General features: G+C 70.9%; 26 protein-coding genes. 13 read left to right on the top strand and 13 right to left on the bottom strand.

Annotated elements, in window-relative coordinates; all coding sequences use genetic code 11:
- Window positions 1-7: 7 nt before the first annotated feature.
- The 9 genes from ACGFQC_RS13750 (at window position 8) to ACGFQC_RS13710 (ending at window position 9,033) form a co-directional block, all read left to right on the top strand.
- A complete protein-coding gene (locus ACGFQC_RS13750) occupies window positions 8-1,048 on the top strand; it encodes a fatty acid desaturase (RefSeq protein ID WP_363087858.1) in 1,041 nt (346 codons plus the stop codon).
- A 114-nt stretch (window positions 1,049-1,162) separates the two neighbouring features.
- A complete protein-coding gene (locus ACGFQC_RS13745) occupies window positions 1,163-2,305 on the top strand; it encodes an inosamine-phosphate amidinotransferase 1 (protein WP_363087859.1) in 1,143 nt (380 codons plus the stop codon).
- 57 nt (window positions 2,306-2,362) lie between these two features.
- Window positions 2,363-3,682: a JmjC domain-containing protein gene (locus ACGFQC_RS13740; protein ID WP_363087860.1), complete on the top strand. Its 1,320-nt coding sequence runs from the start codon at window positions 2,363-2,365 to the stop codon at window positions 3,680-3,682.
- On the top strand, window positions 3,679-4,509 hold the full coding sequence (locus tag ACGFQC_RS13735) for a DUF3865 domain-containing protein (protein WP_363087861.1): 831 nt from the start codon (window positions 3,679-3,681) through the stop codon (window positions 4,507-4,509). Before ACGFQC_RS13740 ends, ACGFQC_RS13735 begins: the two co-directional genes overlap by 4 nt.
- Window positions 4,509-4,943, top strand: coding sequence for a GFA family protein (locus ACGFQC_RS13730; protein WP_004920941.1), 435 nt, complete (start codon window positions 4,509-4,511; stop codon window positions 4,941-4,943). Before ACGFQC_RS13735 ends, ACGFQC_RS13730 begins: the two co-directional genes overlap by 1 nt.
- A gap of 128 nt (window positions 4,944-5,071) precedes the next feature.
- Window positions 5,072-5,938, top strand: coding sequence for an arginine deiminase family protein (locus ACGFQC_RS13725; RefSeq protein WP_363087862.1), 867 nt, complete (start codon window positions 5,072-5,074; stop codon window positions 5,936-5,938).
- 81 nt (window positions 5,939-6,019) lie between these two features.
- Window positions 6,020-7,294, top strand: coding sequence for a cation:proton antiporter (locus ACGFQC_RS13720; protein ID WP_363087863.1), 1,275 nt, complete (start codon window positions 6,020-6,022; stop codon window positions 7,292-7,294).
- A complete protein-coding gene (locus ACGFQC_RS13715; RefSeq protein WP_363087864.1) occupies window positions 7,291-7,857 on the top strand; it encodes a nitroreductase in 567 nt (188 codons plus the stop codon). Before ACGFQC_RS13720 ends, ACGFQC_RS13715 begins: the two co-directional genes overlap by 4 nt.
- 111 nt (window positions 7,858-7,968) lie before the next feature.
- Window positions 7,969-9,033: a class I SAM-dependent methyltransferase gene (locus tag ACGFQC_RS13710; protein ID WP_363087865.1), complete on the top strand. Its 1,065-nt coding sequence runs from the start codon at window positions 7,969-7,971 to the stop codon at window positions 9,031-9,033.
- A 77-nt stretch (window positions 9,034-9,110) separates the two neighbouring features.
- Here the strand turns inward: ACGFQC_RS13710 and ACGFQC_RS13705 are convergent, their stop codons facing one another.
- The 11 genes from ACGFQC_RS13705 to ACGFQC_RS13655 form a co-directional block, all read right to left on the bottom strand.
- Complete coding sequence (locus tag ACGFQC_RS13705) at window positions 9,111-10,439, bottom strand: transcriptional regulator (RefSeq protein ID WP_363087866.1); 1,329 nt, start codon at window positions 10,437-10,439, stop codon at window positions 9,111-9,113.
- A gap of 584 nt (window positions 10,440-11,023) precedes the next feature.
- Window positions 11,024-11,596 (bottom strand): hypothetical protein, encoded by a 573-nt coding sequence (locus ACGFQC_RS13700; protein ID WP_363088062.1) that lies wholly within the window; start codon window positions 11,594-11,596, stop codon window positions 11,024-11,026.
- A 74-nt stretch (window positions 11,597-11,670) separates the two neighbouring features.
- A complete protein-coding gene (locus ACGFQC_RS13695) occupies window positions 11,671-12,153 on the bottom strand; it encodes a LuxR C-terminal-related transcriptional regulator (RefSeq protein WP_363087867.1) in 483 nt (160 codons plus the stop codon).
- 127 nt (window positions 12,154-12,280) lie between these two features.
- A complete protein-coding gene (locus tag ACGFQC_RS13690; protein WP_363087868.1) occupies window positions 12,281-13,534 on the bottom strand; it encodes an acyl-CoA dehydrogenase in 1,254 nt (417 codons plus the stop codon).
- 54 nt (window positions 13,535-13,588) lie between these two features.
- Window positions 13,589-14,221 (bottom strand): GAF domain-containing protein, encoded by a 633-nt coding sequence (locus ACGFQC_RS13685; RefSeq protein WP_363087869.1) that lies wholly within the window; start codon window positions 14,219-14,221, stop codon window positions 13,589-13,591.
- Window positions 14,221-14,805 carry an ATP/GTP-binding protein gene (locus ACGFQC_RS13680; protein WP_363087870.1) on the bottom strand — a complete coding sequence of 195 codons (585 nt, stop codon included), beginning with the start codon at window positions 14,803-14,805 and terminating at the stop codon, window positions 14,221-14,223. Before ACGFQC_RS13680 ends, ACGFQC_RS13685 begins: the two co-directional genes overlap by 1 nt.
- Before the next feature lie 55 nt (window positions 14,806-14,860).
- Window positions 14,861-15,274 carry a DUF742 domain-containing protein gene (locus ACGFQC_RS13675; RefSeq protein ID WP_363087871.1) on the bottom strand — a complete coding sequence of 138 codons (414 nt, stop codon included), beginning with the start codon at window positions 15,272-15,274 and terminating at the stop codon, window positions 14,861-14,863.
- Window positions 15,271-15,783 (bottom strand): roadblock/LC7 domain-containing protein, encoded by a 513-nt coding sequence (locus ACGFQC_RS13670; RefSeq protein WP_363087872.1) that lies wholly within the window; start codon window positions 15,781-15,783, stop codon window positions 15,271-15,273. The genes ACGFQC_RS13675 and ACGFQC_RS13670 overlap by 4 nt, the downstream gene beginning before the upstream one ends.
- 72 nt (window positions 15,784-15,855) lie before the next feature.
- Complete coding sequence (locus tag ACGFQC_RS13665; RefSeq protein ID WP_363087873.1) at window positions 15,856-17,400, bottom strand: ATP-binding protein; 1,545 nt, start codon at window positions 17,398-17,400, stop codon at window positions 15,856-15,858.
- 11 nt (window positions 17,401-17,411) lie between these two features.
- Window positions 17,412-19,322: a glycoside hydrolase family 15 protein gene (locus ACGFQC_RS13660; RefSeq protein ID WP_363087874.1), complete on the bottom strand. Its 1,911-nt coding sequence runs from the start codon at window positions 19,320-19,322 to the stop codon at window positions 17,412-17,414.
- A gap of 221 nt (window positions 19,323-19,543) precedes the next feature.
- Window positions 19,544-20,038 (bottom strand): DUF6415 family natural product biosynthesis protein, encoded by a 495-nt coding sequence (locus ACGFQC_RS13655; protein WP_363087875.1) that lies wholly within the window; start codon window positions 20,036-20,038, stop codon window positions 19,544-19,546.
- A 189-nt stretch (window positions 20,039-20,227) separates the two neighbouring features.
- Here ACGFQC_RS13655 and ACGFQC_RS13650 point away from each other — a divergent pair, with 189 nt between their 5' ends.
- Both ACGFQC_RS13650 and ACGFQC_RS13645 read left to right on the top strand, forming a co-directional pair.
- Window positions 20,228-21,613, top strand: coding sequence for a Tat pathway signal protein (locus ACGFQC_RS13650; RefSeq protein WP_363087876.1), 1,386 nt, complete (start codon window positions 20,228-20,230; stop codon window positions 21,611-21,613).
- A gap of 75 nt (window positions 21,614-21,688) precedes the next feature.
- Window positions 21,689-22,174 carry an SAM-dependent methyltransferase gene (locus ACGFQC_RS13645; protein ID WP_363087877.1) on the top strand — a complete coding sequence of 162 codons (486 nt, stop codon included), beginning with the start codon at window positions 21,689-21,691 and terminating at the stop codon, window positions 22,172-22,174.
- Between the two features lie 123 nt (window positions 22,175-22,297).
- Here the strand turns inward: ACGFQC_RS13645 and ACGFQC_RS13640 are convergent, their stop codons facing one another.
- Window positions 22,298-22,804, bottom strand: a complete 507-nt coding sequence (locus ACGFQC_RS13640) for an ATP-binding protein (protein WP_363087878.1) — start codon at window positions 22,802-22,804, stop codon at window positions 22,298-22,300.
- A gap of 358 nt (window positions 22,805-23,162) precedes the next feature.
- Entirely contained in the window at window positions 23,163-23,360 is a 198-nt protein-coding gene (locus ACGFQC_RS13635; protein ID WP_363087879.1) for a hypothetical protein, read from the bottom strand.
- Between the two features lie 33 nt (window positions 23,361-23,393).
- On the opposite strand from ACGFQC_RS13635, the gene ACGFQC_RS13630 reads away from it, so the two are divergent.
- Together ACGFQC_RS13630 and ACGFQC_RS13625 are read left to right on the top strand one after the other, a co-directional pair.
- On the top strand, window positions 23,394-24,539 hold the full coding sequence (locus ACGFQC_RS13630; protein ID WP_363087880.1) for an XRE family transcriptional regulator: 1,146 nt from the start codon (window positions 23,394-23,396) through the stop codon (window positions 24,537-24,539).
- 32 nt (window positions 24,540-24,571) lie between these two features.
- Window positions 24,572-25,477 (top strand): phosphotransferase, encoded by a 906-nt coding sequence (locus ACGFQC_RS13625; RefSeq protein ID WP_363087881.1) that lies wholly within the window; start codon window positions 24,572-24,574, stop codon window positions 25,475-25,477.
- Window positions 25,478-25,512 lie beyond the last annotated feature (35 nt).

Here is a 25,512-nt window from a genome sequence, read left to right as displayed (position 1 = left end):
GAACCTGATGGGCAGCCCCGCCGCCGGCAGGACCCGCAACGGCACCGGAGCCTCCGGCCCGGTGCGCAAGGCCCTCGGCCAGCAGCTCATCGCCGACCTGGAGAAGCTCTGCGGGCGGCCGACCATCGGCCTGTGGGACGTCGCCTGGGACCTCATGGCCATCGCCGCCGCGGCGATCGCCGGCCACCTCGTCGGTCACGTCGCCGGCCCCCTGTTCGCGGTCTGCTACATCGGGGTGCGCCAGCGCCACCTGTCCAACCTCGGCCACGAGTGCGTGCACTCCAAGCTCATGGCCACCCGCCGCGCCAACCGGATCGTCGGCTACCTTCTGACCGGCCTGCTCGGCGAAGGGTTCGAGCCCTACCGCAGCAGCCACTACGTCCACCACGCCAAGCTCGGCTCCGACGACGACCCGATGTTCCAGTCCTACCGCGCCGGCAACATCCGCGCCGCGGGCCGGGCACCGAGCCGCCGTGCCTTCGTCCTGCGGGTCATCGTGCGCAACGCCCTGTGGCGGCTGCCGAAGACCGCGGTGCTGACCCTGCTCACCCGCGCGCCGGGGGAAACCTGGCGGGCCCTCGCCGCCCGGGCCGTGCTGTGGGCGGGCGTCGTCGCCGCGCTGTGGCCCGTGGGCGGCGCGCCCTACCTGCTGCTCTACTGGCTGCTCCCCCTCGTCCTGATACGGCCCGTCGTCACCTGGATCACCGATCTCGGCAACCACGCCGGGCTGATCGAGAACGGCGACATCCTCCTGCAGACCCGCGGCTGGACCTCCCACTGGCTCACCCGGCACCTGCTCGGCGGTCACCTCGACGACATGTTCCACCCCATCCACCACTGGTGCCCGCAGATCCCCTGGCGGCGCCTGCCCGAGGCCCGCGCCCTGGCCGCCGAGCACCTGCCGCGCTTCGGCGAAGTGCCGTGGTGCTCCGGCTACTTCTTCCGGCGCCGCGCCACCCCCGACCAACCGTGCGTGATCGAGGACATCATCACCCGGCTCGCCGCCCCCGCCGCCTGTACCCCGGCCCGGCACGCCTCGGTCGCCTGACCTGATCCCCGCCCGACCTCCGAACCCCGTACGGCACCACCCCGCCCCGGCCGCGCATCTCGCGCGCCGGAGGCGAGGGTGCGCCGTCGCCCGCCGCCGAGGAGGCGGCCCACCATGCCCCAGCCCGCGCCCGCCTCGCCGGCCTTGAACAGCTTCGACGAGTTCACCCGGCTCGACGAGGTCGTCCTCGGCCGCGCCGAGCACTACGACGCCCACCACACCGACACCTCGTGGCGGCTGTTCTTCTACGACAACGTCGCCCCCGTCCTCGGCCGGCACACCAGCCCGACGGGAGAGGAGCTCCTGCCGATCCCCGCGCAGCTGGTCGACGAGCTCAACGAGGACATCGCCAGCTTGGCCGACGCCCTGACCGGATGCGGGGTGAAGGTCCTGAGGCCCGCCGCCCCGGGCAAGGACGTCGACATCCGCTCCCCGTACTGGGATGCCCGGGCCACCCCGCCGCTCAACGTCCGCGACCAGACCATCATCCTCGGCAACACCATCGTGGAGACCGCGCCCCACGTCCGCGCCCGGATCTTCGAGAACGACCTGCTCAAGCCCGCGTTCTACCGCTACTACCAGGAGGGTGCGAACTGGGTGAGCATGCCGCGCCCGGCCCTGGCCCGCGGCTCCCTGGACACTTCCTACTTCACCAGCCAGGACCTGGACGTCAGCCGCGCCATGGACGGCGAGAGTGCCGGCGCGATCGAGGGCCTGGGCCTGGAGATGGTCTTCGACGGCGCGCAGTGCATGCGCCTGGGCCGCGACGTCCTGGTCAACGTCGCCAACCACAACCACGAACTCGCCTTGCACTGGCTGAGGGACAACCTCCCCGGCCTGCGGTTCCACCGCCTGAACGCCATAGCGGACAACCACATCGACAGCGTCCTGGTCCCGCTGCGCCCCGGCTTGATGCTGCTGCGCTCCCCGGCCTACCTGAAGTACCTGCCCAAGGACATGCAGTCCTGGGACGTGATCTACGCCCCCGATACGGACGACAGCAACTTTCCGGACTACAGCGACCTCGGCTTCGTCATCCCCATCGGCAGCCAGTACATGGACATCAACCTGCTGTCCATCGACGAGAGCACCGTCGTCGTCAACGCCCTCTATCCGGAGCTGATCGAGGTCTTGGAGCGCCGCGGGTTCACCGTCGTCCCCGTCCGCCACCGCCACCGGCGGCTGTTCGGCGGCGGCTTCCACTGCTTCACCCTCGACACCGTCCGCCGCGGCGGCCCCGAGGACTACCTCAGCTGACCCCCGCCACCGCGCCCCGGCCCCACGGCAGTCCGCTTCGACGTCTGGAGATCCTTGATGGACACCGCCTACCCCTGGCCACCCGACCGGGCCTTCTGGACCGGCACCTTCCCCGAGCACACCACCGGGCGGACCACGCCCTTCCTGTTCAAGGGCGTCATCCCCGCCTCCGCGGCCGGGCCGGACGACGTCCTGGCCGGATTCGAGGCCATCCGCCGGGCCCACACCGCCGACACCGGCATCAAGGCGCACGCCCGCGTCTACGTCGGCGAGGACCGTCGCGACGACCTCCTGCCCCAGGCGCTGACCGCCCCGGCCTGGGACGGGGGCGTGGCCGCCTTCGTGCCGTGGATGCAGGACCTCGCCGGCGCCGAACGGTTCTCCCTGGTCATCAACAACCTGGAGACCGTCAGCCCCACCCTCGCCGCCGGCCTCGGTACCTTCCTGGGGACCCTCATCGACGGGTGGGGCCTGCCGCTGGGCGGCGCCGAACAGGTCGCCTTCGCCGGGAACTACGCAGGCACCGCCTTCGGGATCCACGAGGGCTACGAGGACGCCTTCCTCGTCCACCTCGGCCCGAACGCCAAGAACTTCTACTGCTGGCCCGCCGAGCAGTACGAGAAGCTCACCGGCGGCAAGGAGCCCACCTACGGCGACTACCGGGCGCTGCTGGAGGAGGCCGAGCACTTCCTGCTGGAGCCGGGCGACGCCCTCTTCCTGCCCCGCCGCGTCTTCCACGTCGGCACCCAGGACACCTTCTCCGTCTCGGTGGCCATGCCGCTGTACACCTACCCGTACGCACAGCTCCTGCAGAGCCGCATCATCCCGGACGTCCTCGCCGACCTGGCCGGCGACGGGCCCGACAACCCGCTCAACGAACCCTCCGCGATGGCGGACACCACCACCGGGCCCGGCGCCGTCGCCGACCGTCTGGCCGGAGTTGGCCGCGAACTCCTCACCGTCGCCGCCGACCGCGTCCGCGCCGCAGCCCGCGAGCACACCGAGCAGCGATGGGCCACGCTGCTGAGCAACGGCGGCTGGGAGCTCGTCGAGGGCGACCTCTCCCGCCAGGAAGCCGCGGACGCCTTCGACCCCGAGCAGGTCATCCCGGGCGCCGGCATCCGCCTGATCACCCCCTACCAGGTGACCACCCTCCTCGACGGCGGCTCCCAGCAGGTCCTGCTGCGCGGCCACCAGCCGGGGGTCGCCCTCGACAGCGCGGGTCTGGACCGGGACACCGTCACCGCCCTCAACCGCGGCGACACCCTCGTCCTGCCCGACAGCGCCGAGCTCCTGAGGGCCGTCCGCGCTCTGGGCGCCACGGGCGGCCTGCACCTGACCCCCCGCCCCTCCGACACCAAGGACGCCGACGCATGACCCCCGACAACAGCCTCGTCCACGCCTACCTGAGGACCCACCCCGAGACGCAGAGCGCCGTCAACGGCACACTGCTGAGCAACTTCACCTCCGGCACCGCCCTGGTCACCAAGCACCTGGCCCCGCTGGTCGAGTGGGTGTATGCGCGGATCGCTGAGAAGGTCGGCGCCGCCGACCTCAACGAGCGCCAGGCCCGCATGTACATCGAGGAACTCTCGGTGTTCGCCCGCTACAACGCGCAGTTCCTCAAGACGGCTGCCACCGCCGTTGAGGGCTACTGCCCCGAGCTCGCCCACGAGCTGCGCCGCAACCACATGGAGGAGGGCGGCGAGCGCGGCAAGGTGCCCGCGCACTACGTCCTGTACACCAATGCGCTCCTCTCCGACCTCGGCCTGCTCGTCAACGGCCATGTGCCCGCACCGGAGACGGAGACGCTGGTCAACCTCCACCAGTGGATGGTCGGCTCGCACATGCCCAGCCACATCGCCGGCGCCTACTACGCCACCGAGGCCGTGGCGATCGCCGAGACCGAGATCCTCCGCGACATCACCAACCGCTACGGCGAGCTGACCGGCGCCGGCAGCGGCGGCGAACTCAAGGCCCTGAAGTACTACTACGACCTCCACCTCGACGACGGGCACGAGGCCGCCCAGGTCGGCGGCATGAGCGTCGAGGCCGCCCACATCGAGGGCCTCGCCAGGTTCATCAAGGAGGGTGAACTCTTCCGCATCGACCTGCCCCAGGCCCTCGACGGATGGCTGACGATCATGGAGGGAATGACACACTGGTGGGCTCAACTGGCCCACCGCGCCTCGGAGATGAACTGATGAACGCCACCCCCGACATCGTCGCCGCCGCCCAGGGGCGCACCGGCGGATGCCTGTGCGGAAAGATCCGCTTCACCGTCAAGGGCGAGGCCGTCTACCCGCACACGTGCAGCTGCAAGCACTGCAAGAAGCTGGGCGGCGGCCCGATGATGTGGTGGGCCGGCTTCGCCCCGGAGAACGTCACCTGGACGAACGGCGTCGAGCCGACCTGGTACACCACGTTCGAGGGCGAGGCCCAGCGCGGCTTCTGCCCGGACTGTGGCAGCCGCCTCGCGGCGATCGACAGCGACGTCCCCGAGCTCGGCATCGTCGTCACGGCCCTGGACGACACCAGCGGCGCCGATCTCGTCCCCGTCAACCAGTCCTTCCGCGACGACGCCGTGGCATGGCTGGACCAGGTCCCCGACACCACCGAGAAGAGCCCCGTCGGCTGACACCCGCGCCTTCGGGGGCCGACAGCCCTGACTCTGCCGGCCCCCGGACCCCGCACCCTCCTGGGACCGTCTGCGCCACGTCCGGCTCACCTCCGATCCGCCCCGCACCCCCGCCCAGGAGACCCCTCGTGCTCACCCCGCACGCAACCAGCGAGTACGGCGCCCTGCGCCACGTCGCCATGCGCTACGCGAGCGACCTCACCCCCGACCTCGACGGCCCCGATATCTCCCCCGTTCTGACCCGCCAGAAGGCCACCAGTTCCTGGCAGGCATACGACCCGGCCACCGTCCGCACCCAGCAAGACACCCTCATTGGCCTGCTCCGCGGACGCAGCATGGAGGTGACCCTTCTCGATGCCGCTCCGGGCTCCCCGGTCCAGCACTACCCCCGCGACATCGCCTTCGTCATCGACCACGTCCTGGTCATGGCCCGCCTGAACGCCACGCACCGCCGCCCCGAGGCTGACGCGCTCGCCCCGCTGCTGGCCGGCGCCCCGCACGTCGCCCACCTGGACGAGGGCACCATCGAAGGTGGCGACGTCGCCCTGCATACCGGAACCGTCCTGGTCGGCCTGGGCGAGGAGACCTCCCCCACCGGCGTGGAGGCGCTGCGGCGGGCGCTGGCTCACCACGGTGTCGACCGCGAGGTCCGCCCGGTGCACTTCGCCACCCACGGCATCGTCCACCTGGACGACCATTTCGCCATCGTCGCGCCCGGCACCGCCCTCATCCACCGCGACGTCTTCCCGCCCACCGAACTGTGCTGGTTCGAGCAGCACTTCGACCTCATCGACGTCACCGTCGCAGAGGCGCGCGCCGTCCAGACCAACGTCCTGGCGATCGCCCCGGACACCGTGATCGTCGCTGCTGGCAGCGACCGCATCAGGGAGCAGCTCACCGCCCGCGGACTCCAGGTCCTCACCGTCGACTACCGCGAGGTCACCCGGATCCCCGGCTCGCTGCGCTGCACCACCCTGCCGCTGACCCGCGCCTGATCCACCCCCATACCCGTCCCGCACCCGGCCGCCGGCCCACACAGTGCGGTCCTTCGCCGTCGCCCGACTCCTGGAGCTGTCGTGCCCGACCCGCTGCTACCCGTGCTCCTCGCCGTCCCGGTCGTGATCCTCGCCTGCCAGGCCGGCGGGCGAGCCGTCAGGCTGCTCGGCCAGCCGCCGGTCATCGGCGAAATCCTGGCAGGGATCCTGCTCGGCCCTTCGCTCCTCGGCTGGCTCGCCCCCACCGCCCAGCAGCACCTCCTGCCCCCCTCGGTCCTGCCGGTCACCTCCGCCTTGGGCACCCTCGGCCTGATGGCATTCCTGTTCCTGATCGGACTGGAACTCGACCTGCGCAGCCTGCGCACCACCCGCGGCGCCGTCGCCGCAGTCAGCCTCACCGGTCTTCTGCTCCCCATGGCCCTCGGCGCCGCCCTGGCCGCCGACCTCTACTCGACCTTCGCTCCCGACGGCGTCGACCGGCTGCCGTTCACCCTGTTCGTCGCCGTCGCCCTGAGCATCACCGCCTTCCCGGTCCTCGCCCGGATCCTCGCCGACCGCGGCCTGGAGACCACACCCCTGGGCGCCTTCGCCCTGGCCTGTGCCGCCACCGACGACGCCCTCGCCTGGTGCCTGCTCACCGCCGCCGTCGCCCTGGCCACCACAGGCACCGCCCTGTCGGCCCTCACCACCCTCGCCCTCACCGCCGCCTTCGCCGCCGCCCTCGCCCTCACACGCCCCTTGCTGCGCACCCTGCTCAAGCGCGCCGGCCGCACCGGCGACGAGCTCGTCCTGGCCCTGCTGTTCGCCGGGCTGTGCCTCAGCGCCTACACCACCGACCAGATCGGCGTGCACCCCGCCTTCGGCGCGTTCCTGTTCGGCGCCGCCGCCCCCCGCGGCCTCCCCGCCGTCGAGCGCGGCGCCGCGCGCATCCGCGCCGTCGTCCTGCCGCTCCTCCTGCCGCTGTTCTTCGTCGGCGCCGGCCTGCACACCGACTTCTCCCACCTGCCCGCAGGACAGTGGGGCTGGGGCGCGGCCATCCTCGCTGTCGCCGTCGTCGGCAAGTGGGGCGGCGCGGCCGGCGCGGCCCGGCTCACCGGCTCCGACTGGCGCTGGTCGGCCGCCGTCGGCACGCTCATGAACTGCCGTGGTCTGACCGAACTCGTCGTCCTCGGTATCGGTCTGCAGGCCGGCGTCATCACCGAGGCCCTGTTCACCCTCCTGGTGATCATGACCGTCATCACCACCGCGGCAACCGCCCCCATCCTCCGGTGCGTGGCCGGCGACGACCCGAGAATGACCCCGCCGACGCCCCACGACAACCCTGACCGCGCCCCGGCCCGGGAGACGACCCGATGACCCGCCCGAACTCGGTCCTGGACGCGGTCCTCACCCGCCGCAGCGCTCCCCGTCTGACCGAGCCCGCCCCCGGCTCCGCCGACCTGGAGTGCCTCGTCCAGGCCGCGGCCACCGCCCCCGACCACGGGCGGCTGCGCCCCTGGCGGCTGGTCGCGGTGAGCGGCGACGAGCGGGCCCGGCTCGGCGATGCGCTCGCCGAGGCCGCCGACGCCCCGGAGCAGGCCCGCCGCGCCGCCGCCAAGCCCTTGCGCGCGCCCCTGCTCCTGGCGATCGTGCACCGGCCCGTGCCGGACCACCCGAAGGTCCCCGAGTGGGAGCAGCTGGCCGCCACCGCCGGCATGGTCACCACGCTGTCGCTGCTCCTGCACAGTCACGGCTTCGCGTCGATCTGGCGCACCGGACCCACCGTCCAGGTACCCCAGGTCCGCAAGTACCTCGGCGTCGAGGACGACGAACAGCTCCTGGGCTGGCTGTACGTCGGCACCCGGGAGGGCGAGGACGCCGCCGACCGGCGGCCTCTCGACATCCCCGCCAGGATCACCTGGCACACGACCGGCATCTGAGCCCACCACCCGGCACGCGACGCGCCCGGCAGCGAGCCGGGCGCGTCGCTGTACCCCGCTGCGAAAGGCGGACCATGCGCGACATCCAGCACATCGACACCCGGACACACCGTGAGCGTCCGCGTCGATCTCGGGACCGAGCGGGAGGGCCGCCCCGCCCTGTGGCCGAGCGTGGGGGAGTACCCGATCTACGCCCCGTTCCTCTACACGACCATGACCACCGACGACGAGCGCAACCGCCGCTTCCGCGCGGCCCTGGCCCGCCTGGCGCCGGACCGGCGGATCCTGGACATCGGGACGGGACAGGACCTGCTCTGGGCACGCGAAGGCGTGCAGGCCGGAGCTCGGCATGCCGTAGCCATCGAGGTCATCGAGGGCGCCTTCCACAAGGCTGCCGCCAACCTGTCGACCCTCGCCTTCCCGGACCGGATCACGCTGCTGCTCGGCGAGTCGACCAGTCTCCGTTTCGCCCTCCGCGCCGATGTCTGCGTCGCCGAAATCATCGGTTCGCTCGCCGGCGCCGAAGGCACGGCCGCCGTCCTGGCTGACGCCCGCATCCGTCTCATGGAACCTGGCGGCATTGACGTACCCCACCGCGCGGTCACCCTGGCCGCCGCGGTCCGCCTGTCCGACCTGCTCCCCGACCAGCCCGTGGCGTTCGCCGAGGCCGCGCTTCCGTACCTGCGCAGCATCTTCGACTGGCACGGCGGCCTCTTCGCCGTGCGGCTCCGGGTCGAGAACCCGCCCGTCGACGCGCTGCTCTCCGAGGGCGCTCCCGCCGAGGTGCTCGACTTCAACGGTGACCTTCAGACACAGCAGAGCACGACCACACGCTTGGTCATCACGCGGCCGGGCCTCGTAGACGGCGTGCTCACCTGGCTCAACCTCTGGTGCCTGCCGGACGAAGAGCCGCTCGACGCGCTGCGCATGCAGACGAACTGGGCCACCATCTACCTGCCACTCTTCGACCGCCCCTGGCCGGTCGAGCCAGGAAACGTCCTGGAGCTCACCTTCGCGGCCAACCTAAGCGACGACCGGGTGCACCCGGACTATAAGCTCCGGGCCGTCCTGCACACCGCCGACGGGCAACAGCACCGCGGCTCTCTCGTCTCCCCGCACCACGGCGGTGCCTTCCGGTCCCACGCGATCTACCGGCATCTCTTTCCCACGGGCTGACCGGTACCGGGCGGGGCCCCCAGGCCCATCGCGGACTCCTCCGCAGGCTGCCTGGGACGCGACGGCGGTTGGGATGGTCAGAAGTCCCGTAGCGACTCGCCCGCGTTCAGGTGGTCCAGGCGCTCGGAGAGCCGTCGGCTCATCAGGTGCTGTGACGCCTGGGAGGCACGCTTCGCGGCCGCCGTGTGCTCCGCCGAGGCACCGCGCAGTCGCGCCAGCTCGGCTTCAGTGATCAGTAGTTCCACTGTGTCGCGCGTGCGGTTCGAAGGAAGGGCCGACGCCTCCTTCAGCGCCTGAGCGCCCTGTTCGGCCAGGCCAGCGACGGCGAACGCCCACGCCGCCTGTCCTTCCAGCTCACGCAGGTCGAACCACTCCAACCAGGTCGGACCGGAGTTCCTCTGCGCGCGGACGAAGAACTCGCGGGCCCGCCTCACCGCCGCCACGACCTGATCCGCCTGGCCATTCAGGGCCCATGCCTGGGCCTCGGTCACGCAGGCGTAGGCCCTGACCAGAGGCGGCGAGCCCTTGGCCGCCAGCACAGCACTGCGCGCGTGCGCGAGCACGTCGGCCTGCCCTCCCTGCGTTGCCGCCAGCCGGGCCTGGTGAATGTGGACCCGGGTGATGCGGGCGCGGTCGCCGATCGCCTGGGCCAGCCGCATCGCCTGAAGGTCATAGCGCTGGGCGAGACCGGGAAGCTGGTCGTCATAGGCCATCGACGCCATCGCGAGGACGGCATCCACCACGCTGCCGTACAGCCGACGCCCGGTCCGCGCGGAGAAACCCCCGTTCAGCATCGGCGTGGCGTGCGTGTCCATCATCGACGCGAACACGGAGCGGAACTTGCCTCCACCGTGCTGAGAGTCGAGCTTGCCGTACAGCTGCGTCTGCTCGTCGAGAAGGTCGATGTCCGCCGCGCTCACCTTGTGCCGCCCAAGCCCACCAAGCACAGAGTCGGCCGGCATGACGAGCGCCTCCCTCGAGGCGGGACCGAACACGCTCGGAGAGAACGCGCTCTTGACGACGCTCCGCCGCCGCATCGCGTCCAAGGCCCACAACTTCGAGAGCATCCGTACGGCGTGCGGCACATCCAGGTACTCCAGCGACTGCGCAGCGACCAAGCCGGTGTCCGACGGCCAGCCCAAGCTCTCCGGCGTCACCACCCGGTTAAGGGCCTTAGACAGCACATGACACGCGGCGGCCGCGAGGTCGTCGCTGGGGGTCGCCCCCTTGCACCACCGCGAGACGGTACTCGTGACCACCGTGTACGGCAGGTGGGTAGCCTCGCAGCGCGCGGCGATCCGGCGGGCGAAGCCGCTGATGGACCACTCTAAGGTCTCCAGGTGTTTGAGTAAGACCTCGTTGCGCTCAGCCTTCGCTGGTCTCGGTCTCGTCATCGTGCCGTCCATCGAGGCGAAGTTGGCAACGAGGACGACACCCTCCCAAGCAGAAGCGCGGTTGTGGACGTGGGCTCCCGCAATGAGGTGGCCGGGGTAAATGGGAGACCTCTGGGGTTCGCCTTGGCCGCCAAGACGAACGGGATGATCAGAACGCCCATCAGGATCACAGTGAGGCTGCCGCCGAGGTCGCGAAGCGCCGACCCGAGCGGGCCCTCGTGCCAGGATCGTCCGGTATGGGACAAGATGTCATCTCCTTGGTGGGATGGCGGCTGGCAGGACTGATGGGAGTGCGTTCGAGGCTGGCCGTCACGGCCTGCCGGACCTCGGTCGCGCAATCAGGCGGGGCTTCGGTCAAGGAGTTCGCAGACGAGCACTGCGAGACGGGCGGTGCACCACAGCGGGCTGGACGCGACGCCGGTCGTGTCGAGAACGAGAGCAGCCGCGGAAGGTCTGGGTGTGCTCGGCGTTACGGCCCTGGCGCACACGGACGGCGTCAAGCTGGTTGTTGACGCGTTTGACCGAGTACGCGGCGGACTGGGTCGCGCCGGCGATCAGTTTGCGGGCGAGGTCGCAGCGCTGGGGTCCGGCGGTGGTCATGCGCTGCCCCGATCGTCCGGGACCGTCTCCGGCGCGTGGACGCGGCAGGCGATAAGGGTGCTCAGCCCGGGCCTTTGCTCGGCGGCGAGTTCGAGGCGGGCGACTCGTTCACCCTCTCGTCCTATCCCGGAACACCGGATGACCCAGCCCCTGTCGGTGAGCCGACGCAGTAGGGCGGCGATGGGGTCGGCATCCAGGGGGTGGCGAGCCAGGGCCTCGGCGCGGACAGCGGGCAGGCCCTGCCGGGCGGCGAAGTCTGAGGCCCACAGGGTGATCAACCGCATGATGTCGTCGGGTTCGTCGGGCAGGGTGTGGACACAGCCGAGGAAGAGGCAAGGGCCTTCGCCCCAGCCGAGGCCGGGGTCGCGCTGGGGGATCAGGCAGGCCAGCAGCTTCCCGTCCTCGAACAGCCCGGCCGGCTTCGTCTGCGGGTTTCGGAAGTGGGCCGGGACGTCGGTTTGAGCGGGCACCGGGAGACCGCGCATGGCGAGCTGGCGCTGGCGGTCCTGGACAAGGGCGGCGGCCTCCTCGCGCTCGGCGTCCGTGCGTAACGTGCGCATCTCGTACACGGCGGCCAAGGGCGGCGTGGTGAAGGGTGCCGCAGTTGGCCGGCCCTGGTGGGTCGTGGAGGCCGGGTGCCGGTTCACTGGCTCGCTCCGACGCGCGTCGGCTCGGCCGTCAGCAGGTTCCATCCGTGCGCCAGGATGACCAGCTGGGTGGTGTCCTTGGCACCCGTGTCGACGAGTAGCTGGTCGAGCGCGGCGCGCAGGTCGGCGGGGGCGAGCTTGGCGGCGAGGGCGACGTTGCGGGGGTTGCTGTGCTCGGCGACGGCTCGCAGCAGCAGCAGGTCCTCGGGACTGAACTGCGGCGCCGGCCGGTCGGGCGCGGGAACGGCCACCTGCTGGGTGGAGAACAGGCGGTGCACCATCACCGGGGGCTTGCAGCGCGGCGGGCAGTGAAGGCTCTCGCGGATGTCGCGCATGTACTGGCGGACGGTTTCGGCCGACAGCCCGGTCTGTGCGCCGATCTCCTTCGGCGCAAGGCCGCCTGCCAGGTGCTGGGCGACGCGCAGCAGGGTCGGCGTCAGCGGAGTGATGGGTGCGCTAGTCGTTTTGGACAGGGTCACGATGTTTCTTTCTCAGCTGGGTGGACGGTCACCGGGGGAGGTGCCGCCGGTCCCCGCGGGGGACGGGGGCCGGCGGCACGGACCCGTGCGCGGTGGTGCGGATTCACGGGGTGCCGCGCACGGGGGTTTAGGCGGCGGTCGGGCCAGGGCGGGCCCAAGCGGCCTCGGCTGCCAGGCGTTCGGACCACTGAATGTGGTCCTCGTCGAAGGCGGCGTCCGCCAGGCGTATTCGCTGTACTTCGCCGGTGCCGGCCGGTGGGTAGGTGTGCTGGATGTCGCGCCAGAAGCGCTGGAGGACGTACTCGCCGTCGAGGGCGTGCGCGCCGTGCAGTTCCATGGCGTCCTGGGCGGACTGCGCGGCCCACTGGTGGCCGAGGTACTTGGAGTTGATCAGGTCGGCGTCGCAGGGCAGGCCCTGGTCGAGAAGGTGCACCGCCTGGTAGGCGAGTATCCGGCCGGCACGAAGGCGGGCCTCCATGGCGCCGATGCGGTCCCGAAGAACGGGCAGGTCGGACAGGGTGCCCCGGTAGCGGGGGCGGGTCTTGAGCCGCGTGGTGGTGGTGTTCACGACGGCCTCGTGGATGCCGAGGCTGACGGCGGCCAGGTTGGAACGGCCGTACAGGATGCTGCTGCTCTGGGCCACGGCCAGTCCCTGGCCGACCTCTCCGACCACGTTGTCCTCGGGGACGCGGACGTGGTCGAGGTCGAGGCGGCCGGCGGAGAAGCCGTGCAGGCCGAGAGCGACCTGGTGGCGGGGGATAAACAGGCCGGGGCGGTCGGCTTCGACCATGAACGCGGTCAGCGCCTGGGAGGTGCTCACGCCGGGCCCTGCGGTGCGGGCGACGACGAGGTGGGCGCCGGCGAGGTGGCTGTTACCGATGTGGATCTTGCTGCCTGTGATCACCCACTCGTGGCCGGCGCGTTCGGCGGTGGTCGCCATGCCGCCGGTGTGTCCGCCGGCGAGCGGTTCCGTCACGGCGATCGACAGCAGCAGGGAACCGTCCGCGACCCGGGGCAGCCAGCGGCCCTTCTGCTCGTAGGTGGCGAAGTGGAGAAGGGCGCCGACGGGGATCAGGGTCGCCTGCAGTATGGCCGCGGCAGCCGCCGAGACCCGCGCGATGCGGTGGATCAGGATGGTCCTGGCCACGTGGCCGGCGTCCAGCCCGCCGAAGGCGGCCGGGACGGTGACGGCGAACCAGCCCCGCGCGGCCATCAGGTCGGCGGCCTTGCGCTCCACTTTGCCCGGGGCGGCCTCCATCCGTGCAGCGCGCGGCGCGATGTGTTCGGTCGCGAAGGCGTCCGCATCCTGCCACAGCAGGTCGTGGCGGGCGGTGAGGTAGGGACGCAGCGAAGGTGGCGGTGCGGTGGGTGCGGCGGACATGGTCTCCCTCTCCCTGGGTGAAGGTCGCAACGCGGAGCGGGTGGGGGGAACGGCTTAGCGGGCGGGGGCGCGGGCGATGTGGTCCATCACCTGCACACTGGCGTTGATGACGATGTCCCGCAGACGGCGGGCTTCGGCCAGGGGCCGCTTCTCGGGGTCGATGACGCACACCGTGCCCAGTACGGTGCCGCTGGCGTGGATGAGCGGGGCGCCGAAGTAGGACCGGATCCCGACGGCGTCGACCACCGCGTTGCCGCTGAAGCGCGGGCTGGCGTGCACGTCGTGCAGCGGCAGGGCCTTCCGGCGCGCCATGACTTCCGGGCACCAGCCGTGGTCGCGGCTCATGGTGCGCCCGACGATCACGAACCCGCTGTCCGCCGGAGGCTGGTGCAGCCCGACGAAGGTCTGCTGCTCCAGGAAGAGGTTGACGAACCCGTAGAGGAACCCGGCCTGTGTGGCCATGTCCCGGGCCAGGTCGTCGAAGTCCTCGTCGGCCGTGGTGGGAACGCCCAGGCGGTGCAGCAGTTCGTAGCGCTGCGCCAGCTCCGGCGCCTGCTGGGCCGACTGGCTGGGGAGGGCGGTGTCCGGCGGGGTGAAGGGGCCGCGTGCGGCCTCCCGCATGTCGCGTCGCGGAAGAGACTGCGCGGGCGGTGCAGCCTGCGGCGTGCGGTAGGGGTGCTGAGACATCAGGCTTCCTGGAGGGTGGTGGGTGCGGAGTAACCGCGCCCGGCGGAGGTGCGGGTCTCGGCGTGGCCGACGAGGGTGAGCAGGACGCCGGCGACGTGGTTGCGGTCGCGGGCGTCGCAGGCGACCACCGGTACGGATGCGGGGAGTTCGAGGGCGGTGCGGACCTGCTCGGGGTGGTAGCGGTGTGCGCCGTCGAAGTGGTTGACGGCGACGACGAAGGGCAGGCCGATGTCCTCGAAGAAGCTGACGGGGGTGAAGCTGCTCTCCAGACGGCGGGTGTCGACCAGGACGACCGCCCCGACGGCGCCGCGGGCCAGGTCGTACCAGAGGTCGACGAATCGGTCCTGGCCCGGCGTGCCGAACAGGAAGAGCTCAAGGGGCATGGGCGCGTCGGGCAGGCTCAGGCGGCCGAAGTCGAAGGCGACCGTGGTGGTCCGCTTGGCCTCCAGGCCGGCCAGGCTGTCCACGTCCGCGCCGGCCTCGGTCAGGTACTCCTCGGTGCTCAGCGGCGTGATCTCGCTGACGGCGCCCACGGCGGTGGTCTTGCCCGCGCCGAAGCCCCCGGCGATCAGGATTTTCAGCACGATCGGCGCGGTGCCGGCGGGCGGGCGCGGTGAAGGACGCAGGAGCACGCGGGAGTCATCCGGCCTGGGGGTAGCGGGTGGCATTGGGGAACTTCCTCTTCAGGCCGGCGGAAACGGCCGCCAGCAGCTGGGTGGAGGGGCCCGCATCCGAGTCCGAGCCGGATGCGGCATAGGGGGCGGTGACGGGGACGACCAGGGCGTCGGCGTCCAGCAGGTCGGAGACGAGGACCTTGACGGCGGTGACCGGTCGGCCGAGGCGGCCCGCCAGTTCGGTCACCGACCGTCGGTGTGCCCGGCACAGTGCGAGGATCTCCGCGCACTCCTCGGCCTGTGCCGGGCCGGCCCGGCCCGACCCCGCTTCCAGCACCGTGTCCAGACCGAGCAGATGCCTCGGCTTGGTGCGCCCGCGCGTCAGGGTGTAGGTCCGCACGAACGTCGATTCCTCGGCCGCGCGGCCGTGCCCGGTCACCGGACGTCGCCGCTCGCGCCGACCCGGACGGGGATCTTCATGTAGGGGGCGAACTTCGCCACGAGGCGGCCCATCTCGAAGCCCACGGAGCCTGCGTCAGCGTCCGTGGTGGCGACGACGACGAGGATCGTCTCCACCTCACCGCGCTCGTTGCCGGGGCGGTTGTCGAAGGCGGCGCTGCACCCGGCGCTCTGGACGAAGTAGAGGCAGTCGTCCCGCTCGATGATGATTTGCCGGGCCGGCCGCTTCTTGTGGCTGGGGCCGGTGATGTTCGAGGCGAGAGAGGCGACGCCGCTGATGGCGGCCGACAGCTCGTCCGCCCAGTCCTTGTCCACGTCGCTGTCCAGCAGACGCAGCCCGTCCCGTGACAGCAGGACGGCGTGCGTGACGCCCGGGGTGTCGCCGGCGAACTGACGCAGCAGCCAGGCCATGTTGTCCCGCTGGCCGCTCGGGCTGTTCTCGGGCGCGGACACGCCGGTCACGGTGCCGGTCTCGTGGTGGGTGCTCATAGGGATCGCTCCAGAAGGGGGAAGGGCCCGACGCGTGGGAGTGGGCCTGCAGGAATGGGGGCCGTGAATGGTTCAGGGGTTGGGGTGCTCGTCCGGAGCAGGGGGAGAGGGGGTGGTGCCGCCGGCCTGGATGCCGGAACGGAAGGCGGCGGCCAGCCCCGGCGTCGGCGCGGCCACGGGCGCTTGCTCGCGGGGTGGTCGGAACGCGCCGGCCTGACGGGTGCGGGTTGGTAGGGCGGGCACGCTCCCCGAATGACCTGCCGCAGCGGGGCTTGGCGTGCCAGGGGGACCGGGGCGGGTGGCATGGCCTGGAGAAGGAGCTGCCGGGGCTGCGGTGGTCTGCCGCACCGGCGGAAGGGCGGATCGAGGCTGCCCCGCGGGCATGCCGGCGTCCTCGACGGGGGGAATCGCGACGAGGAGTCGCCCGGGGATGACGACGAGGGCGGTGGTGCCTCCGGTTGCGTTCTCCTGCAGCACGACGGAGAAGCCGTGCGATTCGGCGATCTTCGCCGCGACCAGCAGCCCAAGCTGCCCGGCCCGCACCTGGCCGCTCACGTCGACTTCGCTCGGCGCCTTCAGGAGGTGGTTCATCTGTGCCCGCGTCTGCGGGTGCATGGGCATGGCCCGGTCCTCGACCTCGACCGCCAGTCCGTTCGCGACCCGCTGTGCACGCACCATCACCTTCGTCGCCGGGTCGGAGCTCTCACAGGCGTTCTCGATCAGCTCTGCCAGCAGGTGAGTGAGGTCCGGACCCACATGGCCGGGGAGGCCGAGCTCGGCGCCTACGGACCCGGCGGCGACGGCCACGCGCGGATACTGCACGACCTCGGAGACCGCCCCGCGCAGCGTGGTGGTGACGGGCACGGGCTGACGTGTGCTGCGCAGGGACTGCCCGCCCAGCACCGCCGTGCTCTCCACCTGACGCCGCATCCGCGTCACGAGGTGATCGATCTCGAAGATCTTGGCCAGCAGCTCCGGGTCGTCGGTCAGCATCTCCAGCCGACTCAGCGCCTGGAGTGCCTTGCCGACCAGGGCGTGCTCGCGCATGGCCAGGCGGCGCAGAACTTCCAGCAGGACGACGGACTGGGACTCGTCGTGGACGCGTATCAGGGAGGCGATGGCCTGCACCTGCAGTGCACCCAGCGCGTTGTTGATGCCGTCGTTCGCGCCGGCCGGTGGCGGCGTCTGTGGGTCCTGCAGCGTGGGGCGCCCACCGCGGCACAGCTCGTCCGCCGACCACTGCACCGACTTCTCGACGGCCGCCGCCGCCTCCGCCACGGTCGCCAGCGCCGCTGCCCGGGCCCCCTCCACGGCCGTCTGCGCTGCCGCCTGGGCTTCCTCTGCTGCCGTCTGCACGGCTTGGGCGAAGGTGCGTGCCTGGCGAGCCGCGATGGCTGCGACCCCACCCAGTCCACAGACCAGACCGGTCAGGAGCCAGCCGGAGCCCACCGCGGAGACCGACCGGAGGGCGAAGGCGGCTACCAGCAATGTGCCAAGGAGTACCAGGGGCACGGCCACGGCGCGGCGGGCACGGTGCAGCGTGATCGCGTCGACCGGAGGCCGCCGTCGGCGGTGGTCGGTAGCGGCCGGCCGTGCCGGGAAGGCGCTGTCAGGCATGAGGATCCTCGTCAGGCGTGGGTGGCGTGCTGCGGCGTCAGGTCGGGGCTGGTCGTGCGCGTGCTGGAGGCGGCCGAGCGCGGCGCTGGCACCGAGACCGGGCCGTGGCGGTGGGCAGGTCCCGCCGTCAGGACCTGAAGGAGCCGGGCGCTCTCGATCAGCCCCATGTGGCTGAACGCCTGCGGGAAGTTCCCGAGCTGGCGCCGCTGGACGGGGTCGTACTCCTCCGCCAGGAGTCCGAGGTCGTTGCGCAGTTCCAAGAGGCCCTCGAACAGGGCACGGGCCTCGTCGATGCGGCCGGTCAGGGCCAGGCCGTCGACGAGCCAGAAGGAGCAGAGGAGGAAGGCGCCCTCATCGCCCTTGAGGCCGTCCACCCCGGTGCGGTCGCCGAGGGTGGGGTACCGGCGCACGAGCCCGTCAGGGGTGGAAAGCTCACGGCGTACCGCGTCCACGGTGCCGACGACGCGCGGGTCGCTGGGCGGCAGGAAACCGACCCGGGGGATCAGCAGCGTCGCGGCGTCCAATTCTTGCGAGCCGTAGGACTGGGTGAACGTGTTGCGCACCGGATCGAAGCCCTTGGCGCAGACCTCGCGGTGGATCGCCGCCCGCAGCTCGACCAGAGAGGCCGAGTCCACGTCGAGCGCGCCGGCCTCGGCCAGGCGGATGGTGCGGTCGACCGCCACCCAGGCCATCACCTTGGAGTGGACGAAGTGCCGGCGTGCCCCGCGAATCTCCCAGATCCCTTCGTCGGGCTCCTGCCAGCGCTGCGCCAGATGTTCGATGAGCCGCCGGTGCAGGACCGCAGTGTCGGCGCAGTGGGCGACACCGCTCTGGTGCGCGAGGTAGAGGGTCTCGATCACCTCGCCGTACACGTCCAGCTGGAGCTGGTCCGCAGCCTCATTGCCGACCCGCACTGGGGCCGAACCCTCGTACCCAGGAAGCCAGGGAAGCTCCCGCTCCCGCAGATCACGCTCCCCGGTGATCCCGTACATGATCTGCAGGTTCTCCGGATCCCCGGCCACGGCCCGCAGCAGCCATCGCCGCCACGCCTGCGCCTCCTGCCGGTACCCGGTCCCCAGCAACGCGGCCAGCGTTGTGGCGGCGTCGCGTAGCCAGGCGAAGCGGTAGTCCCAGTTCCGCCGGCCGCCGATTTCCTCGGGCAGCGACGTGGTCGGCGCCGCGACGATCCCACCGCTCGGCCCATAGGTCATCGCCTTCAGCACGATCAAGGAACGGATCACAGCCTCGCGGTAGGGCCCGTCGTAGGCGCACTCCTGTACCCAGTCCTGCCAGAAGGTGAGCGTCTCGGCGAGCGCGGTCTCCGAGTTGGGAACGTCCGGTGCGGCTGCGTGGGACGGGCACCAGCTGAGTACGAACGCCATACTCTGTCCGGCGGTGACGGTGAAGGCGCTGACGACGACGCCGTCCTTCTCGACCTGCGGGACGCAGGTGTCGAGCCATAGAGCGTCCGCGCCGGCCTCCGCGACCATACGTCCGCCGACCTCGTGGATCCACGGGCTGACGCTGCCGTATCCCGGACGCGGACGCATGGCAGAGACCATCTCCATCTCGCCAGCCAGTCCCTCGATGATCCGGATCACCTGCGGTGCCCCGTCGCGTGGCGGCATGAAATCCAGGACCCGGACCGAACCAGTCGGGGTACACCACAGCGATTCGAGAACGAGCGAGTCACCGCGGTACCGGCGCTCAGCCACTTTCCCGGAGCCGGACCGGCCTACGGACGAGGCCGGGGCGATCTGCCAGGTGCCGTGTTCCTGTGTGCCAAGCAGGTCGGCGAAGACGGCTGGCGAGTCGAAGCGGGGCAGGCACAGCCAGTCGATCGAACCGTCGTCGCAGACGTGGGCGCTGGTCTGCGTGTCGCCGATCAGGCCGTACTGCTCGATACGCGGAAGGCGTTTCATCGTGTAGATCTCCGTTGAGCCCCGCGAACGGGGTGGGCTTCAAGGCCGTGAGGGGCGGCCGGTGAACTGTCGGTGAGGCGGGGCACCGTCGCGGCGGCGACTCGATCTGCGCCGGTGAGGTTTCCTCGCCGACTTGCGGGGACTGATGGCGCGGTCACCGCGGAGAACCAGCCACGCTGTGGGACCGAGGACCAGGGCGATCAGAACCGCTCCGGTGACGGTCATGCCCGCGGTACGGAGGCAGCCAGGACGAGGCAGGCGAGTGCGAGGGCGAAGACCGCGCCACGCAGGACGTTGATTCGAGGTGTCCACCGAGGCCGTTCCCCCTGCTGCTTCGCACGGTCGCTGCCGCAGGTCTCCACTGTCGCGGTGAGTTCCTGGGTCGCCTTGGCGAGTTGGACCAGGTACACCCTGCTGGGCACATAGCCGTCGGGGACCCCCGCCGAGCCGAGCTGCTGGGCGTGGCGCAGCACCGGTGTCTCCTTCGGCACCATGACGCCGAGTCGGTGGATGTGACCCCGCAGACGCCTCGCGAGGTCTTCCACGTCAGCGGCGGTCTCCGGCAGCGGTGATTCCTCGTCCAGCACGAGCGCCACCGTCTCCGCCGCGGCCACCGCTTGATTGCGCCGCCGGACCGGCTCGTCAGCGACGCGAACCTTCCTGTTGGGCGCGGCGCGCTGACCGTCCGCCTGCCGTGGAGCCAACGCAAGGCGCATGACACAACTCCTGTTCGAATCAAGCCAAGTTGACTGAGGTCTGCCGTGCGACGGCGTCGGTTGTCGTGCAAACTGAGTGATCTGGCCGCTACGTTGAGCGAACCGTGAATCGCCGCCGAGGGGTATGCCTGCGCGACTTCCGAGGCCGTCAAAGGCGTCAAAGATCATTTCGGAACCGAGGGGCAGCCCATGGCCCGTGCGCGAAACGAAGCCCTCGCCGCACTTCTGCGCGAAGCTGGCTGGTCCCAGCCACAAGCAGCCGCAGCGGTCGCCCGGGTAGCCGCGGAGAGCGGGGTGCGTGAGCTGGAGGCGATCTCCCGCTCGCACATCGCCATGTGGGTGCAGGGCACACAACCGAGCGGCCAGGCACCTCATATCCTGCGCGAGACGCTGTCCCGTAGACTCGGCCGCCACCTCACTCTGGCCGACCTCGGGCTGGAAGGTGAAGCCACAAGCCAAACCGACAGCGGTTCCGACTGGAGCGTCGACCCTCTGACCATGCTGGCCGAGCTGGGAAGCGACGACCTCGATATGCACCGACGTAAGCTGCTGGCGACCGCCGCGTACTCGGCCGCCGGCCTCGCCTTGCCCACTGCCTCGTGGTGGGCAGCCGCCCCCGCCGCCGCGGCGAAGCGGCCGACGGTCTCCCCGTGGCCGGTGACCCAGGCCGACATCGACGATGTCCGGGGCTTGACGACTTTCTACTCCGCGCGAGACCAGCAGCGCGGCGGAGCCTCCGGCCGCTCGGCCCTGGCCGGCCACCTTCGCGACGAAGCGGTGCCCCTGCTCGGCAGCAGGTTCCGCACGGAACAGCTCCGCCGCGACACGTACTCGGCCGTGGCGGAGATGACCTACCTCGCCGGCTGGATGGCTTTCGACGCCTCCGAACACCGCACCGCCCAGCGCTACCTCACCCTCGCCGCCCGCGTCGCGGCCGAAGCCGGCGACGGACCGCTCGGCGGCCACATCCTGCGCGCCCTCGCCCACCAAGCCGTGGACCTCGGGCATCCGCGTAGGGCATTCGCCCTGGCTGACGCCTCCATGTCCCGCGACCGCTACGGCCAGGCGAGCCCCCGGGAGAAAGCCCTGCTCGCGATCGTCCACGCACGAGCCCTGGCGGCCGACGGTGACCGCCCCGCAACCCTCGCGGCCATCAGCCGCGCGGAACGGGACCTCGCTCGAGCCGACAACAACGAGGCGCCGGGCCGCGTGGGCTTCTTCCAGGAAGCCTCCCTTGCCCACGAGACAGCCTGTGCCCTGCGCGATCTGGGCCAGCCGCTCGACGCGGAGATCCACTTCAAGCGCAGCGTCGCCACCCGCCGCCGCCAGTACGCCCGCACCCACAGCGTGACCCTCGGCTACCTCGGTGCCGTACAGGTGCAGCAGGGCCACGTCGACGAGGCGTGCGCGACCTGGAGCCGTGCTCTGGACGCTATGACCGGAGTGCAGTCCGGACGGGCCCGGGACGTCATCGTCCGCATGCGGAGTGACCTGTCTCCCGTGCGCGGCCGCGGCGGCCGTCACATCGCGGAGCTTGACCGCCGCGCCCGGGAGATGCTGCGAGCCATAAGCTGACACCCGATCACGTCGGCGTCCTGCTGCGAGGCGTCCGGCCGTGCCGGTAGTCAGAGGGATGGAGAGGGAAAAACGGTGCCCAGCTACGAGGTCAGCTCGATCGCCACGGTCGTCGGAGGTCATACCCAGGTCCTGGACGACTACCAGGGCGGCGTCCGCTCGGTCATCCGGCTCAACGACGAGTACCCGCTGGAGACCCTCCAGGGCATCGAGGAGTTTTCGCACCTCACCGTGACTTGGCGCTTTCACCGGGCGCGCCCCGAAGACGTGCAGTTGCACGCCCGCAGCCCGCGCGGCGACGCCCGATGGCCGGCGACCGGTACCTTCGTGCACCGCAACCACCGCCGCCCCAACCAGCTCGCGATCAGCTTCCCGCGCCTGCTCGACGTCGACGGCCGAGACCTTCACGTCACCGACCTCGACGCGGTCGACGGCACCCCCGTTCTGGACCTCGCCCCGTACTTCCAGCAGATGGGCCCGCGAGGCCTGATCCGCCAGCCGGCCTGGCCCGGTGAGATGCTCGCCCTGACCTACTGGAGCGACGCCAGCGAGCGCCCGTAGGCGTATGGAGAGCAGCGGGGCACCCTTCCGGCGGCCACTCGGCTCGTCGAGTACGCACGGCATGAAGACTCCCGGTGTCACAGGAAGTTGGCAGGTCCGGAGGTTTCTCGACGACATGGGTTGTCACGCCGATCGGGAGAGGAGCCCAGCGGACTCCGGGCAACGGAAGACGGCCCACACGCCCTTACCGGTGACCCCTTGGGAGTTTTTTCGCGGCGCTGCCGTCCAGTAGTCGGCCACCGCGTCGACGAGCTTCAGACCGCGGCCACAAGTGGCATGCGGGGCAGGCCGAACGGCCGCCATGGGCGCCTCGTTGGAGTTGTCAGTGACCAGAACACCCAGCGCTCTGCCCGGCTTGAGGGCCAGCGCGATACCGACGTGCTCGCTGTCGTCCGTCGGCCGCATCCGGCCGTGCAGCACCGCGTTGGTGACCAGCTCGCTGACAGCCAGTACCACCCCGTCGGTGAAGTCCCCCGCCTCGGGGAAGCGCCAGCCGAAGAGCTGCTGCCGGACGAAGGACCGCGCGTCACGAACCGACGCCGGCGTGCTCTCGACCTCGATTGCCGCACGCTCGATTCCCTGACCGTCGGCCAGCTCCGCCAGGACCGTGTGGTACGGCGAGGACGTCATCGATCCACCTCCCTGTGGGTGACGAATGCCGCGCCTTCCCGCCGCAAGGTGCGGTGGGAGACGGCGGCGAACGCAGGCCCGGCGACCGGGCGTTCCACGCCACCGGCCGACGAGCGGTTCGTCGGGCTTCTGGGAGCAGCAAGGTTCGCCCCACCGGTATCGACGAACAACAGTCACCCTTCGCCGATCAGTCACTTCTTGCTTGCGGGTGACTGATCCGGTCGCCCGGCCGTCGAATCAGTCACTGATCCCGCGGATGGGGGAGTGCCTCACCGATACGCTGCCGGGAGTAGGAGCAGGGCGAGTTGGAGGAGGGGCCTTGGACCACAAGCCGCACCGTCCGTCCTGTGCGCAGCGGTTACGCGAGGACGCCGCCGACCGTGGAGAGCCGGTCCAGGAAACCGCCCATCGGATCCACGCCCACTGCGGTGTGACGCTGCTCCGCGCGCATCGCCTGGCGCGGGGACTGACCCTGCAGGAGGCCGCCGACGGCCTCAACGATCTCGGAGCGCGGTACGAAGCAGCACCCCGGGCGGACGGTGATCAACTGGGTCACTGGGAAAAGGGTCGGCAGCCCCGCCCGGTCACCGTGGACCTGTTGTGCGAGTTCTACGCGAGCACGGCCCAGGGCCTGGGACTGCGCGGAAGCAGCCAGTCCTCCTCGCCGGACGAGCCTCCGGCTGAGGAGAGGGCGCCGGCACGGAGATCCCAGCAGGCACTCACCCCCGCGGTCGCCCCACGACGCGCGGCGGACACGGTTCCCCTCTCCTTCGAGCAGCAGATCGACGCCGCCCGGCGGTCGGTCGACCGCACCCTTGCGGTGGGCACGGTGACGCCCACGCAACTGGACCTGCTCGACGAGCAGCTGCTGTGGGCACGCGAACAGTACGTCTACACGCCGCCCGCGCCGATGATCGAGATTCTGCTGGGCCACCTGTCCGAGGTGGAGGACATGGCCGCCCACCGTCAGCCAGCCGCCGTACAGGTCCGGCTCTCCGAACTCACAGCGATGATCGCCACACTGATCGCCGACGCCCTGATGAAACTCGGGCACCTCCGCCGGGCGCAATCCTGGTACGCCACCGCCCGCAACGCGGCCGACGACAGCGGCAACACCGAGCTGCGCGCCCGCGTCCGCGCACAGGCCGCCATGCTCCCCTACCACTACGGCCCGATCGAGGCCGCGGTCGCCCTGTCCAGAGAGGCACGGATCATCTGCCGCAACCGGCCCACGCCCACCGCCGCCTTCGCCTCGGCTGCCGAGGCACGGGCCTTGGCGAAGCTTGGCCACGCGGAGGGAGCGGAAGCCGCCCTTCGGCAGGCCACCGAGATCTTCGAGCGAAGCCATGCCAGAGCGGACACGGGCAACGACGCCTTCGCCTTCCCCGAGCGGCGCTTCCTCCTTTACATGAGCGGCACCCTCACCGCCCTCCGGCGGACCGTCGAAGCCCGACGCGTTCAGGAGAGCGCGCTCGCCCTGTACCCGGAAAAGACCGGCATCGACCCGGCCCTCCTCCACTTCGAGGCAGCTCTCTGCCTCGCCCACGAACACAGCACCGAGGAAGCATGCCAACTGGCGGCCGCCACGTTCCTGCGGACGGATCCGGCGCATCGGACCCCTATCGTCGAGGAGCGGGCGCGGGAGGTCGTGGAAGTCCTGCCGCCGCGCGTTCGAGGCAGCCGTGTGGCGCGGGAATTGCGCGATATTCTCGCGCTTCCTCCCGGCCAGATGTGACACTCGGCCATGTGTCCGCGAGCCTGGAACGCATGAGAGAGATGGCGCCGGCCCCCGGCGGGTACGACGAGGCCGAGATGCACCGGATCCTGGAACGGGCGTGCGCTGCCGCCGGCCTCGACAGCCTCGGTTCCCGCCTCCTCCGCGGCCACACCAACGCGGTTGTCCTGCTGGAGAAGGAACAAGTCGTCGCGAAGATCGCCCGCAAGGGCTCCCGGGTCGAAGACGTGACCCGCAAGGTCGAGTTCGTCAGGCGGCTCATGGCCGCGGGCTTCCCCACCGTTCCGCTCCACCCCGTCGACCAGCCCCTCCTCGTCGACGGCCACGCGGTCACCTTCTGGACCTACCTGCCCCAGCCCGAGCAGCTCGTAGAGGCCCAGCAACTGGCCCAGCCCCTTCGCGAGCTCCACAACTTGCCCCTGCCACCGCTTTGCTTCCCCGAGCACGACAACGTCGGGGCCATTCGACGCTCACTGTCCGCCATAACATGCCTGCCGCCTGACGCCATCCGATTCATGGAAGCGCAGACGGACCGCCTCGCAGCCGAGCTCCAAGACATCCGTTTCCCCCTGGCCCGAGGGTTGATCCAAGGCGACCCCCAGCACCGGAACGCCCTCCACGCCCCGGACGGCGGGGCGGTCCTGTGCGACTGGGATACGGTCGCCTACGGCCAACCCGAATGGGACCTCGTCACGATCGAGGTGCACTGTCGCCGCTTCGGCTTCGGCCGGCACCATTACCGCCGCTTCGCCGACGCCTATGGCTGGGACGTCACCGCTTGGCCGGGCTACCCGGTACTCGCTGGACTGCGCGAACTACGCATGATCACGACCAACGCCCGAAAGATTCACCACGCGCCAGCGAGCCTTGCTGAGGTGCAGAGGCGGGTGGAAGCACTGCGGAAAGGCGATCTGGCGTTCCGGTGGAACATCCTCTGACGGGGCTGCCTGAACTGCGGCGCGGCTTCCTTGCT

Origin of the sequence: Streptomyces sp. NPDC048734 (assembly GCF_043198675.1) — a bacterium.
Classification (GTDB): Bacteria; Actinomycetota; Actinomycetes; order Streptomycetales; family Streptomycetaceae; genus Streptomyces.
The sequence above is the reverse complement of the archived record's forward strand: the minus strand, read 5'-3'. Positions and strand labels throughout refer to the sequence as shown.